A 14711-nucleotide genomic window follows, 5' to 3' on the forward strand; every position below is an offset into this window, starting at 1 on the left:
ATAATTCTATTAGTATAGCATACTCCTACTGCAATTCACCCTTTGAAATGTAGCGATAAAAATGCGCTGTCGTTGTACTCACATACGGACTAAGCCATAGAAAACCTATTCCAAGTGTAAAAATCGCTAAAATAGCCCACCCTATAAAGCTTAACCATAAAAGAAATAGATCTAATTTGTGCCCCTTCATCAGATTTTTACTTTCTTTCATTGCCTGCGAAACACTATATTCTGGTTTTTCAACCATCACATAATATGTCATCGAATATGAAAAATACAAAATAGCCATTACAACAAACGAAATAGCTAATAAAACAAAGAAAACGATGATGAATGATGGGTTTGCATTCTCATCAAAGAATCCTAATATCCCACATACAATCGTTCCTAGCATTGGAACCCATGTACCTGTATATAACAAAATTGCAAGCATAGCCCACATTGTTTTCATCATTCTTTTAAAACCACGAAATCCTTCAAATAAATAATCTACTCTAGCATCTTCTCGTTTACTTATTTGTAGAAACAAATTTGTATAACCGTATGAGGTAATGCCATAAGCCGCATAACTTAAAATTATCATAAGGCAGTAAAAAAGCCCAAACGTAATAGCAGCTCCAATTGCCATCGTGTCTTCTTCAATGGAACCAGTTGAAATAGACAATAAAAAAACTATTATAACTACTGGAATTAATAGGATAAGCATTACAGCCATTGAAACGACGTAACTTATAATATGATATAAAATCGTTGATCCAACACCTAGTCCCCATTTTCCTTTTAAAGAGTGCAATGCTTCTCGTTTCATTTCACCGATCATTTCTTCATCCCCTTTATAAATTGTTGTACATTCTCTACTTATACGAGCACTGATGTAATTATACCATTTTTGTAAAATTATCCATAAAAAAACCGTAAAGGCAAAGCCTTTACGGTTTTTTTATTTCATATCGGAAACGTTTAAACGGTTCACAGCACGTTGTAATGCCATTTCTGCACGTTTAAAGTCAACATGTGCTTGTTTATCTTGCAAACGTTGCTCCGCACGACGCTTCGCTTCATTTGCACGATGGATATCGATATGGTTTGCTTCTTCAGCAGATGATGATAATACAGTTACTTTATCTGGACGAACTTCGATAAAGCCACCACTTACTGCTACATAATCAGTGTGTCCACCATTTTTCAGACGAACTGCACTAATTTTTAATGGTGCAACAGTTGGAATGTGACCTGGTAAAATCCCCATTTCCCCACTCTCTGCTTTTACACTTACCATTTCTACTTCTTTTTCGTAAACCGGTCCATCAGGAGTTACAATACTGACTGGAAATGTCTTCATACTTCGTCCCTCCTAAGGCCTTACGCCATCATTTTCTTCGCGTTTTCAATAACTTCTTCAATGCCACCAACTAAGCGGAATGCATCTTCTGGAAGGTCATCATATTTTCCTTCTAGAATTTCTTTGAAACCACGAACTGTGTCTTTTACAGGTACGTAAGAACCTTTTTGACCTGTAAACTGCTCCGCTACGTGGAAGTTTTGAGATAAGAAGAATTGAATACGACGAGCACGATGTACAACTAACTTATCTTCTTCAGATAACTCATCCATACCTAAGATAGCAATGATATCTTGAAGCTCTTTGTAACGTTGTAAAGTTTGCTGTACTTGACGAGCCACTTCATAATGCTCTTCTCCTACGATTTCTGGAGAAAGTGCACGAGATGTAGATGCTAATGGATCTACGGCTGGGTAAATACCCATTTGTGTTAAACGACGCTCTAAGTTTGTTGTTGCATCTAAGTGAGCGAACGTTGTAGCTGGTGCTGGGTCAGTATAGTCATCGGCTGGTACATATACCGCTTGGATAGACGTGATAGACCCTTTATTTGTAGATGTAATACGCTCTTGTAATTGACCCATTTCTGTTGCAAGTGTTGGTTGGTAACCTACCGCAGATGGCATACGGCCAAGAAGGGCAGATACTTCAGAACCTGCTTGCGTGAAACGGAAGATATTATCGATGAACAGAAGTACGTCTTGTCCTTGCTCATCACGGAAATATTCAGCCATTGTTAAGCCTGTTAATGCAACACGTTGACGTGCTCCAGGTGGCTCGTTCATTTGTCCGAATACCATCGCAGTTTTCTTAATTACGCCAGAATCGCTCATTTCGTGGTATAAGTCATTACCCTCACGAGTACGCTCACCTACACCAGCGAATACAGAGATACCACCGTGCTCTTGTGCGATGTTGTTGATTAACTCCTGAATTAATACTGTTTTACCTACACCGGCACCACCGAATAGACCGATCTTACCACCCTTAATGTAAGGAGCAAGTAAGTCTACTACTTTAATACCAGTTTCAAGAATTTCTACTTTAGTAGATAATTCTTCGAATGCAGGTGCTTGACGGTGAATTGGATCACGGCGTACATCCGAAGGAACCTCACCATCTAAGTCAATAGCATCACCTAATACGTTAAATACGCGACCAAGTGTTGCATCACCAACTGGTACAGAGATTGCTTTACCAGTATCTTCTACTTCTGTGCCACGAACAAGTCCATCTGTGGAAGACATCGCAACTGTACGAACTGTATCATCACCTAAATGAAGTGCAACTTCAAATGTTAAGTTAAGTTCACCGTTTTCGTTGCTCTGTTTTACCGTAAGGGCGTTGTAGATTTCTGGTAGCTTTCCGCCATCAAACTTAACGTCTACAACCGGACCCATGATTTGCGTAACGCGCCCTTTATTCATCGGGTTCCCTCCTAGCTTTCTTTTAATTAGCCAACTTTCTACGAGCAGCTAGCTTTTAATTTTTTATTGGTTTATAAGCTTACGCGGCTCTTTTGAATGAGCCGCTTCCGCTTTTTATTAAATCGAGCTCCGGTGGCTAGAAGGGTCGGCCATTTCACTCCTTCCTACGAGGCAAAGAACGCCTCTTTGTCAGGAGTTCCAATGCCCTCCCCTTCTGGACAAGCCACCTACGCTTTTTATTACTACTCTAACGCTGCTGCTCCACCAACGATTTCCGTAATTTCTTGCGTAATCGCTGCCTGACGCGCACGGTTGAATGAAAGTGTAAGTGAATCGATAACTTCCATTGCGTTGTCTGTAGCACTCTTCATTGCTGTCATACGCGCTGCGTGCTCACTTGCTTTACCGTCTAGTAATGCACCGTACACTAAGCTTTCTGCGTATTGTGGCAATAGTACTTTTAAAATTTCTTCTTCAGAAGGTTCGAATTCATAAGCTGTCGTCGGTTTATCAGACGCCACATCAGTAAGCGGTAAAATTTTATTTTCCGTTACTTCTTGTGAAATTTTACTTACGTAATGGTTGTAGTAAATATACAGCTCATCATAAGCACCATCTGCGAACATCGCAATTGCTCGAGAAGCAAGGTCTTTAATATCAGTGAATGATGGGTGATCAGATAATCCAACTACTTCATCAATGATGTTAAAGCCGCGACGTTTTAAATAATCACGTCCTAGTCGTCCAAGCACAATAATTGAATATTGGTTTGAATCCATATTATGACGTTCACGAATTACGTTACTTACTGTACGTAATACGTTACTGTTATAACCACCTGCTAGTCCGCGATCAGATGTAATAACGATGTATCCTGTACGCTTTACAGGGCGCGCATTTAGCATTGGATGATTAATTCCTTTACTTCCTTGCGCAATGCTCGCTACTACTTCTTGAATCTTTTCCATATACGGAACGAAAGATTTAGCATTTTGCTCTGCACGGTTTAACTTAGATGCAGATACCATCTCCATCGCTTTCGTAATTTGACTCGTTTTCTTTGTCGAGTTAATCTTCGCTTTTATATCGCGTAAAGATGCCACAGGTTTTCACCACCTTTTTTCCGGAAGTTGGCACGATTAGTAAGAATTCTCTTCCTAATCTACGTTGCAAGATATTCTTGCTCATGATTGAAGGAAAAGAATAGGTGCACCTACTCTTTTCCTTTACATAACCGTCAGCAATCTCAGAAATTGAGATGCCTTATATATACTATCTAGCTCCAGCGGCTTGAATGTTCGGTGGCTTCACTTCTTCCCCCTCACGTTCAGGACGAGCCGCTTCCACTTTTATTAATCTAGTTCCGCCTCCTAGCCCCTTTCGTCTAAGAACCTTCTCCACAAGAAGGTAAAAAGCACCTTCTGTGAGAAAGAACCTTAGCCGATGGGGCTGAACAGTCGGCTTCACTTTTTATTATTATTCAGAAGCTACGAATACTTTTTTAAATCCGTTAATTGCTGCTGCAAATTTGTCGTCATCCGCAAGTTTCTTAGTTGTGCGGATTTCTTCTAATAAGTCAGTTGCATTAGAATCTAACCAAGCATGGAATTCTTCTTCGAAACGAGTGATATCTACTACTGGGATATCATCTAGGAATCCACGTGTTAAAGCGTAAAGAATGATAACTTGTTTCTCTACACGTAACGGTTTGTGTAATCCTTGTTTTAATACCTCAACAGTACGAGCACCACGGTTTAGTTTCGCTTGAGTTGCTTTATCTAGGTCAGAACCGAACTGAGCGAACGCTTCTAACTCACGGTAAGATGCAAGGTCAAGACGAAGTGTACCTGATACTTTACTCATTGCTTTAATCTGAGCAGATCCACCTACACGAGATACAGAAGTACCCGCATCGATCGCTGGACGTACGCCAGAGAAGAATAGGTCAGATTGTAAGAAGATTTGTCCATCCGTAATTGAGATTACGTTTGTTGGGATGTAAGCTGATACGTCCCCTGCTTGTGTTTCGATGAAAGGTAGTGCAGTTAAAGAACCGCCGCCTTTTGCATCACTTAATTTTGCTGCACGCTCTAATAAGCGAGAATGTAAGTAGAATACATCCCCTGGGTAAGCTTCACGACCTGGAGGACGACGTAATAGTAATGACAGCTCACGGTAAGCTGCTGCTTGTTTTGATAAGTCATCATATACTACTAATACGTGTTTACCATTGTACATGAACTCTTCACCCATTGTTACACCAGCGTAAGGAGCTAGGTATAATAATGGAGCTGGTTGAGAAGCAGATGCAGTTACAACGATTGTGTACTCTAATGCACCATGCTTACGTAGTGTTTCTACTACGTTACGTACAGTTGATTCTTTTTGTCCGATAGCTACGTAAATACAAATCATATCTTCATCTTTTTGGTTAATGATTGTATCTAGTGCAACTGCTGTTTTACCTGTTTGACGGTCACCGATGATTAACTCACGTTGACCACGGCCAATTGGTACAAGAGCGTCGATCGCTTTAATACCTGTTTGAAGTGGCTCATGAACAGATTTACGATCCATTACACCTGGTGCTGGACTTTCGATTGGACGAGTGTTTGTTGTATTGATTGGGCCTAAACCATCAACTGGTTGACCTAATGGGTTTACAACACGACCAATTAGTTCTTTTCCTACTGGTACTTGCATGATGCGACCAGTACGACGAACTTCGTCACCTTCACGGATTTCTGTGTAAGGTCCTAAAATGATAATACCTACGTTGTTTTCCTCTAAATTTTGTGCTAGCCCCATAACGCCGTTAGAGAACTCTACAAGTTCACCAGCCATAACGTTATCAAGACCATGAGCACGTGCGATACCGTCACCAACTTGGATAACTGTACCAACATCACTAACTTCGATTTCAGACTGATAGTTCTCAATTTGTTGCTTTATCAGTGCGCTAATTTCTTCAGCTCTGATGCTCATGTGCTTCACCCCTATCTATTCTTCATTAATTCACGCTGAATACGTGCTAATTTTCCTTGTAAACTTCCGTCATAAATGCGATTTCCAATACGTACTTTAATGCCGCCTAGTAAATCTTCATCTACAACATTTTTTACGCGAATTGCATCTTTTCCTGTTCTCTTTGCAAATGCTTCTGCAATGTTAAGCTTCTCTTCTTCCGATAGAAGACGAGTAGAATATACTGTTGCATCCGCTACGTTACGTTCTTCATTCGCAAGAACTACGTATTCATTTGCAATTTCAGATAAGATATCAATGCGTTTGTTATCAATTAAAATATATAACGTATTTAAAATCGATTCAGAAACAGATCCGAATACGTTTGCAAGAAACGTCTTCTTCTGCTCTTTTGAAATGTTCGGTTGTGTTAAAAAGCTATGTAGTTCTCCGTTCTTCTCATAAACGTTTTGTACAAGGCGTAATTCCTCTTCAAACATTTCTAATACGTGTTTTTCTTTTGCAATTTTAAAAAGAGCGACAGCATAACGTTTTGCTACAATTCCATTGCTCATCGCGCTTCTCCTACTTCTTTAATATAATCGCGAATTAACTTCACTTGATCTTCTTCTTTTAATTCTTTTTCAATTACTTTAGAAGCAATTTGAACAGATAAAGAAGCAACTTGTTCTTGTAAAGCAGCAATTGCTTGCTCTTTTTCGCGTTGAATTTCTTGTACAGCAGATGCTTTAATTGATTCTGCTTCTTCTTTCGCAGCAGCAACAATTGCATCCTTTTGATCATCGGCTTGCTTTTTCGCTCTTTCGATTAACTCTTGTGCTTCAACACGTGATTGTTTTAACATCTCACGTTGTTCTTCTACTAATTTCTTCGCTTCAGCATTATTCTTTTCTGCAGCGTCGATTTCATTATTAACGTGCTCTTCACGTTCTTTCATAATTCCCATCAAAGGACCCCACGCGAATTTGCGTAGCATTACTAATAAAACTAAGAACACAAATAGTGTATAAGCAATCGTTCCAAATGGAATGGCAGCTCCTAATAATAAAGTTGGCACAAGGATTCACTCCCTTCGAGATTTCTAAATTGACTATATGAAAAAAAAAGACATATATTTTGTTCATAAAGCAATGGCGAAGAAAGTTCGGAAAAACACTCTTCGCCATCTATGTAAGGGGAGTCTCCCTTATTTGTTCATTACGATGAATGCAATAACTACACCGATAATTGGAAGTGCCTCAACTAATGCAACCCCGATGAACATAATTGTTTGAAGTGCGCCTTTTAGTTCTGGTTGACGAGCAACACCTTCGATTGTACGTGATACGATAAGACCGTTACCAATACCTGCACCTAATGCTGATAAACCAATTGCAATTGCAGCTGCGATTACACCTAAACTCATTTAATTTGTCCTCCTTTTTATTATAAAAAAATAAATTTTTTCTTACTTAAATTATATTAATGGTCATGACTTACTTTATGAGCCATATAAACCATCGTTAACATTACGAAAATAAATGCCTGGATTGAACCAACGAATACACTGAATCCCATCCATGCTAACATCGGTACAAGTGCACCTAATGCTCCAAGGAATGATGCTCCGCCTAATTTAGCAAGTAATCCTAATAGAATCTCACCTGCATAAATGTTACCGAATAAACGAAGACCTAACGTTAATGTGTTAGCAAATTCCTCAATAACCTTTAATGGGAATAAGAATTTCATAGGTTGGAAATAACCTTTAATGTATTCTTTCGTACCCTTCATCTTAATTCCATAGTAATGGGTGAGGGTAACTACCATCACGGCTAATGTTAATGTAACTGCTGGATCAGACGTTGGTGATCTCCACCATGCAATATGTTCACCAGCCTCAGTTGCTGAGTACATGAATGGTAAACCGAGCATATTTGATACGAAGATAAACATAATAAGCGTAACGCCAAGCGTTAAGAAGCGCCCACCTGTTTTCCAATCCATTGTGCTATTAATAATTCCTCTCACGAAGTCCAGAACCCACTCAAAGAAATTTTGCATTCCTGTTGGGCGAAGAGCTAAGCTTCGAGTTCCAATAACAGCGATTAAGAAAACAATAACTGCTGCTACAGTAACCATCATAACTGATGACAAATCGAACGTTAAACCTAGAAATTCAACTAATTTACCGTGTTCCACTAGTAATTCACCTCTCTTCCCTGCTCTTATACTCTAAATAAAGAAAATCTATGATCATGACAAGGTATCCTGTCAGCAATCCTACACCTAAGCCCCACATCGCAATTAACTCTTGATATTTGGCTGCAAATAAAATTAATAACCCAATCGTGGCGAATCTTGAATATGTACTTACCGCTGTCGCCTTAAACTTCACGTTTTCTCCATTTGTCACGCGATCCAACAGCTTGTCTGTCCTACGTGCAATGATGCGCAAACTAAGAAAACTGAAAATCGTCCCGATAATCAGTCCAAGAAATACATCCTTGTAAGAGGTGAATCCCCATCCTAGCACTAGAAGCGCAAGCAAGTAGTACATATATTTCTTTTGTCTTTGGACAAGTCCATGTACGTCTATCATCATTGCTCTCCCGAATAGTAATGTCGAATGAGTCGAATCATTGCGTATACCCCTGTTCCTAATCCGAGTAATAACCCTATAATAAGAAACAATGGAAACGTTCCAACCTTATTATCAATCCACTGCCCACCAAAGATCCCAACAAGAATAGAACCGACTAACTGAGCAAGAATACCTGACATTAAAGCATAAGCTTTTATATGGCTGCGATCGTTTTTTTGCAAGGATTCATCCCTCCAATATGTAACCCTCATTCACGATGTGTTAATAATAACTCATTTTTTTGCATAAATCCTATACAAAATAAAAAGTTTACATTTTCGTCACGGAATAGATGTATTTTTGTCACTGAAAGCCCTACCATCTATCCCCGTTGTTAGCATACAATAGGGTATTAACAGTGTCAACGAGAAATCGTAAAAAATCAAAAAATTTGAGTATTAGTCATTTCCTCCCAAAAATGAAAACGTTCCCCTTCTAAATACTGGTTAGAGATATGCAATTTCTAACAGTTTTCTCTTTATAATAGAAGGAAATGTTCACAAGTTTGTCACTATTATATTTTTACGATATAACGCTTTCCTTCCATAATATAGTGCTCTTTAGACGTAAGACTTCTATATTATATGTGATGTGTATGCAACTTATGTTGTATATACTATGTATATTTATCCTCTCCCCTCCCCTACTTGCTTACATCAAAAAAAGACGAGCTGAGGAATCCCCCTGCTCGTCAGTTGTCTTACTTCGTTCCGAATAAACGGTCACCAGCATCACCAAGACCTGGTACTACATATCCGTGGTCATTTAATTTCTCATCTAATGCTGCTACATAAATATCAACATCAGGATGTTCTTCTTGTACTACTTTTACTCCTTCTGGAGCTGCAACGATACACATTAATTTAATTTGTTTTGCACCGCGCTTTTTCAGAGAGTTAATTGCTTCAGCTGCAGAACCACCTGTTGCTAGCATCGGATCTAGTACGATAAAGTCACGCTCTTCTACATCCGTTGGAAGTTTCACATAGTATTCTACCGGTTGCAATGTTTTAGGGTCGCGGTATAAGCCAACGTGTCCTACTTTTGCTGCTGGAATTAATTTCAGAATTCCATCAACCATTCCTAAACCTGCACGTAAAATCGGAATTAAACCAAGTTTTTTACCAGCGATCACTTTTGTTGTCGCTTTGCTTACAGGAGTCTCAATTTCAATGTCTTTAAGTGGAAGGTCGCGAGTAATTTCAAAAGCCATTAAGCTTGCTACTTCGTCCACTAATTCACGAAAATCTTTCGTACCTGTATTCTTGTCGCGAATATATGTAATCTTATGTTGAATTAACGGGTGATCAAATACATACAGTTTTCCCATGTGAATCTCTCCTTTAGATGATATTCATGCGTTTGCACGCTTTTTTACACTATTTACGATTGTAAAGAAAACGCTACTAATATTCAAGGGCAAATTTGGAAAAGTCATGATTTCCGATGATTCTATCTAGTATCTTTACCAATTATGGGAGCTGTATCCTTCATTATATCGCCAAAATTTATTCATCATTTGTATACATACTTAAAGAACAATATATGTCCACAAAAAAGACTGCTAAAACAATTATGTCTCAGCAGCCTTCTTCAATCTATTATAGATCTGTGTACATTGGGAATTTGCTCGTTAACGCTTCTACACGCTTACGCGCTTCTTCTAATGCAGCTTCATTTTCATGATTTTTTAATGTGTAAGCAATAAGTGACGCAATTTCATCCATTTCTTCTAAACCGAAACCACGAGATGTTACAGCTGCTGTACCGATACGTACACCACTTGTTACAAATGGGCTTGCTGTTTCAAATGGAATTGTATTTTTGTTCACTGTAATACCAACTTCGTCTAATACGTGCTCTGCTACTTTACCTGTGATTTCTAGGTTACGAACATCAATTAGGATTAAGTGATTGTCTGTTCCACCAGAAACAAGTGTAAGTCCTTCTTTTTGAAGACCTTTAGCTAAGCGGTTCGCATTGTTAATGATATTTTGTGCATATGTTTTGAAATCATCTTGAAGTGCCTCACCAAACGCAACAGCTTTTGCAGCGATTACGTGCATAAGTGGACCACCTTGAATACCAGGGAAGATTGATTTATCAATTTGTTTTGCAAATTGCTCTTCACATAAAATCATACCACCACGTGGACCACGTAATGTTTTATGTGTTGTTGTTGTAACGAAATGTGCATGTGGCACTGGATTTGGATGTAAACCAGCCGCTACTAAACCTGCGATATGTGCCATATCAACCATTAAGTATGCGCCCACTTCATCTGCAATCTCACGGAATCGTTTGAAATCGATAACACGAGGGTACGCACTTGCACCTGCAACGATTAATTTTGGTTTATGTTCTTTCGCTTTTGCTAATACATCATCGTAATTAATACGGTGAGATTCAGCATCCACGCCATATTCTACGAAATTATATTGTACTCCACTGAAGTTAACAGGGCTTCCGTGTGTTAAGTGACCACCATGAGATAAATTCATACCAAGTACTGTATCGCCTTGCTCTAAAATCGTGAAGTATACTGCCATGTTCGCTTGTGCACCAGAATGCGGTTGAACATTTACGTGCTCTGCACCGAAAATTTCTTTTACGCGATCACGTGCGATATCTTCTACTACGTCTACATGTTCACAACCACCATAGTAACGTTTCCCAGGATATCCTTCAGCATACTTATTCGTTAAAACAGAACCTTGCGCCTCCATTACTGCTTCACTTACGAAGTTTTCCGAAGCAATTAACTCAATCTTCGAACGCTGTCTTCCTAGTTCTGCCTCAATTGCAGCAAATACCTTTTCATCTTGACGTTTTAAATGATCCACCAAAATCCCCCTTTTCTGAACGAATTACATCGATTCCCAACAGTTTTTTCTTATTTATTCAGAAAAAACGAAAATTCAGGTTGTAATTCTTTCGAACCTTCATGTTTTCAACTACATTCTAACATGACTTTCTATATCATAAAAGAAAAAAAAGACCGAAAATCGGTCTTTTCTTTCTTCTATAATAAAGTCAGACAACATACCTTATTCATAACTTTAACGGCAAGTGATAGTCTCTTCCTTCGCCGCATAAACAGCACGTGCTCCACCAATTAGCTTTCCACGTGTTGTTGCCATCGTTACATGTGCACTTCCAATTTCCTTCACACTAGTACGAACCGGGACAGCTACGTGCTTTAAATGCATACCGATAAATGTATCACCAATATCCATTCCCGCATCTGCTTTAATAAACTCAATTACTACCGGATCTTTCAAATTGTGATAAGCATATGTTGCTAATGCACCACCTGCTGATCTAACAGGCGTAACTGTTACAATTTCAAATTGATATTTCATCGCCAACTCTTTCTCAACTACTAAAGCACGGTTTAAATGCTCACAACATTGAAACGCCAACTCAATACCTGTTTGTTCTTGAAATTGTTTTAACTCAGAAAAAATCGCCTCTGCTACTTCCATCGTTCCTGATGTCCCAATTCTTTCTCCTAGCACTTCGCTCGTACTACACCCCACTACAAAAATTTGACCACTTTGTAATGAAGCTTGTTCTTGGAAATCAGAAAGCGAAATTTGTAGCTGTTCTCTTACCTTTACGATTTCTGTCATTACGCCTCTTCCTTTCACAGGTTGGTTCACCAAATTATATTTCCTACTGCTTCTAGTTAGAATCTATTACTTTGCTTCGTATGTTTTAATTTTTCCTACGCGGTTTTCGTGACGGCCGCCTTCAAATTCAGTTGTTAACCAAATTTTTGCGATGTCACGTGCTAGACCAGCACCAATTACACGCTCGCCCATTGCTAACATGTTTGTATCGTTATGCTCTCTCGTTGCTCTCGCACTGAAAGTATCATGAACTAACGCACAACGAATACCATTTACTTTGTTTGCAGCAATTGACATACCGATGCCTGTCCCACAAACTAAAATACCACGATCTACTTCGCCATTTGCTACCATTTCCGCTGCTGGAAACGCAAAATCAGGGTAATCAACAGAACCAGCTTCACATTCACAACCTAAATCAATATATTCAATATTTAACTCTTCTAATAAACTTACAAGTTCTTTACGGATATTCATACCGCCGTGATCAGATGCTACTACTACTTTCATTTTTACCCCTCCAAAGTTTCAATCCATTATCTTCATTCTCACTTAATCCTTTAATGGGACGAAGTGATCTCCAATATCGTATTATACACGAAACATCAACCTTCTGAATGTTTTTTCAGTAAAGTTTGTACAAGTTTTTCCATCTCTTCTAATGTTTCTTTATAAATAGAGAGAGATCCGCCGAACGGATCTGAAATATCCTTACTCATCCCCTCAGTTACTCCATATAATGTATCTACTTTCCCTTCAACACTTGGATAATGCCCAAGGATAATTTCCTTATGTTTTTCCGTCATTGTTACTACAATATCTGCCCAATCAATTAAGGCTTCGTTTACCTGCTGCGAAGCATGATCGATTGCAATTCCCTTTTCAGCTAAAGCTTCCTTTGCATGTACCGACGCATCACTTCCAGGATAGGCGAAAACACCAGCAGATTGCACTTCAAACTTACCTTCTCCATAATGGCGCAGTAACGCCTCAGCCATCGGACTACGGCATGTATTTCCAGTGCAAACAAATAATACTCGTTTCATCTAAACCCACCCCTTTTCTCTATTTCCTTCCTTTTATCATAGCGTACATTACAATAGAACAAAAGAAATGTGAATATACGAAAGGCGCATTTCTCTTATATTTTTTCTAAGAAAAATGCGCCTTATCCACATATATGTGAAACCCTATTTCCAAGTGCCCAAAGTATTTTACCATATATAAGGAACAGACTACAAAACAAAATAAGGAATCCATTTCATACGAAACGGATTCCTTTCATGTGATAATTATTTCATTGTAACTTTCATTACTTCTGTTGAACCTTTTGTAGCAGTTACACCTACAGTTGTCTTAATAGACTCAGCTGCATCTGTGTTTGTAATAACGATTGGAGTAATTGTGCTTTTCGCTTTTTCACGAATTAATTCTAAGTCGAATGAGATTAATTTATCTCCAGCTTTTACAGCTTGTCCTTCAGAAACGTGAGCTTCAAAACCTTCGCCTTCCATTTTTACAGTTTCTAATCCAACGTGGATTAAAATTTCTGTACCGTTTTTCGCTTTAATTCCAATTGCATGTTTCGTGTGGAATAATTGTACGATTTCGCCATCAACTGGAGATACAACTACACCTTCAGTAGGATCGATTGCAACACCGTCACCCATCATACGACCAGCGAATACTGGATCTGGTACTTCTTCAATATTTTTCACTGCTCCAGTTAATGGAGCTACAATTGTTTCTTCATTTGTTTTTGAACCAAGACCGAATAATTTTTTAAACATAGGATAGTCCTCCTTATAATTTACCTAAAAGTTTATAGGGCAATCTCTATTAAAGATCAGAATAAACGTAAGACTTCATACTTCGAATATTATACTGTAAAAACGCTTTCGAAATAAATTACGTCATTACTACTAGACTCTTATTGTAGCGTCTCACAAAATTCCAGTCAATTCTGATTGTCTGAATAACAATAAGAAGTTAACTTCTACTTATATTTTCTCTTTTTTCACCTAGCTTGTCTAGAGGTCTTTACTACATTTTATTTTTTGTTGTTAATTTGTAAAATTTTTTTCAAACTTTTTTCGAAATCCGCTTGACTAAAGTAAGTAACTATTTTATTATTACTTACGTAAGGTAAGTTAATAACTTTTAGGAGGTTTTCAAAAATGATGGATTTCGGTCTTCTTATTATTCGTCTTATTATAGGTATTACATTCATGGGTCATGGTGCTCAAAAATTATTTGGTTGGTTCGGCGGTTATGGTTTAAAAGGAACAGGCGGCTGGATGGAATCAATCGGTTTACGCCCTGGTGTATTCATGGCATTTATGGCTGGTGCAACTGAATTATTAGGTGGTTTCTTATTCGCATCAGGTATTTTCACTGCAATCGGTTCATTATTTATCGTTGGAACAATGTTAATGGCAATCTTCACTGTTCATGGGAAAAATGGTTACTGGGTAACCCAAAACGGATATGAATACAACTTAATGTTAATCGCTGTTGCTATTGGTGTAGCTTTAATCGGACCTGGTGCATACGTTTTACTATAATTTTTATCTTGAATTCAAGATTATTTAGATGGAACTTACTTCAACCACAATGAAGTAAGTTCTTTTTATGTAATAAAAATATTATTTTCAGCAGGAGTTTTCCACTAACATCTTGTAAACAAACAATAAGTCGTCATA

The 14711-nt window shown here is 38.3% G+C and carries 20 protein-coding genes; 1 reads left to right on the forward strand and 19 read right to left on the reverse strand.

What is annotated here, in order from left to right; all coding sequences use genetic code 11:
* Positions 1-25 precede the first annotated feature (25 nt).
* The 19 genes from MR070_RS16350 to MR070_RS16435 form a co-directional block, all read right to left on the reverse strand.
* Positions 26-820, reverse strand: a complete 795-nt coding sequence (locus tag MR070_RS16350) for a DUF975 family protein (RefSeq protein ID WP_000578787.1) — start codon at positions 818-820, stop codon at positions 26-28.
* Positions 821-940: 120 nt separating this feature from the next.
* The gene (atpC, locus tag MR070_RS16355; RefSeq protein ID WP_000847211.1) at positions 941-1342 is read right to left on the reverse strand and encodes a F0F1 ATP synthase subunit epsilon; all 402 of its coding nucleotides are present in this window, start codon (positions 1340-1342) and stop codon (positions 941-943) included.
* A gap of 20 nt (positions 1343-1362) precedes the next feature.
* On the reverse strand, positions 1363-2769 hold the full coding sequence (gene atpD, locus MR070_RS16360) for a F0F1 ATP synthase subunit beta (protein WP_001032592.1): 1407 nt from the start codon (positions 2767-2769) through the stop codon (positions 1363-1365).
* Between the two features lie 242 nt (positions 2770-3011).
* Positions 3012-3872, reverse strand: a complete 861-nt coding sequence (gene atpG, locus MR070_RS16365) for a F0F1 ATP synthase subunit gamma (RefSeq protein ID WP_000157696.1) — start codon at positions 3870-3872, stop codon at positions 3012-3014.
* Positions 3873-4041: 169 nt separating this feature from the next.
* Entirely contained in the window at positions 4042-4170 is a 129-nt protein-coding gene (locus MR070_RS27070) for a hypothetical protein (protein ID WP_256932408.1), read from the reverse strand.
* Positions 4171-4245: 75 nt separating this feature from the next.
* A complete protein-coding gene (gene atpA / locus MR070_RS16370; RefSeq protein ID WP_000027518.1) occupies positions 4246-5754 on the reverse strand; it encodes a F0F1 ATP synthase subunit alpha in 1509 nt (502 codons plus the stop codon).
* Positions 5755-5765: 11 nt separating this feature from the next.
* The gene (atpH, locus tag MR070_RS16375) at positions 5766-6308 is read right to left on the reverse strand and encodes a F0F1 ATP synthase subunit delta (RefSeq protein WP_000064679.1); all 543 of its coding nucleotides are present in this window, start codon (positions 6306-6308) and stop codon (positions 5766-5768) included.
* On the reverse strand, positions 6305-6811 hold the full coding sequence (gene atpF / locus MR070_RS16380) for a F0F1 ATP synthase subunit B (RefSeq protein WP_001142620.1): 507 nt from the start codon (positions 6809-6811) through the stop codon (positions 6305-6307). Before atpF ends, atpH begins: the two co-directional genes overlap by 4 nt.
* 129 nt (positions 6812-6940) lie before the next feature.
* A complete protein-coding gene (atpE, locus tag MR070_RS16385; protein ID WP_000052064.1) occupies positions 6941-7159 on the reverse strand; it encodes a F0F1 ATP synthase subunit C in 219 nt (72 codons plus the stop codon).
* A gap of 56 nt (positions 7160-7215) precedes the next feature.
* Positions 7216-7935 (reverse strand): F0F1 ATP synthase subunit A, encoded by a 720-nt coding sequence (gene atpB, locus MR070_RS16390; protein ID WP_000399869.1) that lies wholly within the window; start codon positions 7933-7935, stop codon positions 7216-7218.
* A 7-nt stretch (positions 7936-7942) separates the two neighbouring features.
* Positions 7943-8335: an ATP synthase subunit I gene (locus MR070_RS16395; protein ID WP_000567600.1), complete on the reverse strand. Its 393-nt coding sequence runs from the start codon at positions 8333-8335 to the stop codon at positions 7943-7945.
* The gene (locus MR070_RS16400) at positions 8335-8559 is read right to left on the reverse strand and encodes an AtpZ/AtpI family protein (protein WP_001171223.1); all 225 of its coding nucleotides are present in this window, start codon (positions 8557-8559) and stop codon (positions 8335-8337) included. The genes MR070_RS16395 and MR070_RS16400 overlap by 1 nt, the downstream gene beginning before the upstream one ends.
* A gap of 26 nt (positions 8560-8585) precedes the next feature.
* Positions 8586-8699, reverse strand: coding sequence for a DUF4024 domain-containing protein (locus MR070_RS16405; RefSeq protein ID WP_000232961.1), 114 nt, complete (start codon positions 8697-8699; stop codon positions 8586-8588).
* Positions 8700-9077: 378 nt separating this feature from the next.
* Entirely contained in the window at positions 9078-9707 is a 630-nt protein-coding gene (gene upp / locus MR070_RS16410) for a uracil phosphoribosyltransferase (protein WP_000517539.1), read from the reverse strand.
* 271 nt (positions 9708-9978) lie between these two features.
* Positions 9979-11220: a serine hydroxymethyltransferase gene (gene glyA / locus MR070_RS16415; RefSeq protein WP_139896049.1), complete on the reverse strand. Its 1242-nt coding sequence runs from the start codon at positions 11218-11220 to the stop codon at positions 9979-9981.
* Between the two features lie 216 nt (positions 11221-11436).
* Complete coding sequence (locus MR070_RS16420; RefSeq protein ID WP_000136362.1) at positions 11437-12009, reverse strand: TIGR01440 family protein; 573 nt, start codon at positions 12007-12009, stop codon at positions 11437-11439.
* Positions 12010-12075: 66 nt separating this feature from the next.
* A complete protein-coding gene (gene rpiB / locus MR070_RS16425; protein WP_000869919.1) occupies positions 12076-12519 on the reverse strand; it encodes a ribose 5-phosphate isomerase B in 444 nt (147 codons plus the stop codon).
* Between the two features lie 95 nt (positions 12520-12614).
* Positions 12615-13055 carry a low molecular weight protein arginine phosphatase gene (locus tag MR070_RS16430; RefSeq protein WP_000832383.1) on the reverse strand — a complete coding sequence of 147 codons (441 nt, stop codon included), beginning with the start codon at positions 13053-13055 and terminating at the stop codon, positions 12615-12617.
* Between the two features lie 246 nt (positions 13056-13301).
* A complete protein-coding gene (locus MR070_RS16435; protein ID WP_000473666.1) occupies positions 13302-13799 on the reverse strand; it encodes a PTS sugar transporter subunit IIA in 498 nt (165 codons plus the stop codon).
* Positions 13800-14186: 387 nt separating this feature from the next.
* On the opposite strand from MR070_RS16435, the gene MR070_RS16440 reads away from it, so the two are divergent.
* Positions 14187-14573 carry a DoxX family protein gene (locus MR070_RS16440; protein ID WP_000968618.1) on the forward strand — a complete coding sequence of 129 codons (387 nt, stop codon included), beginning with the start codon at positions 14187-14189 and terminating at the stop codon, positions 14571-14573.
* The last annotated feature ends 138 nt before the right edge of the window (positions 14574-14711 follow it).

It is taken from the genome of Bacillus cereus group sp. BfR-BA-01453 (genome assembly GCF_022662915.1).
Lineage (GTDB): Bacteria > Bacillota > Bacilli > Bacillales > Bacillaceae_G > Bacillus_A > Bacillus_A paranthracis.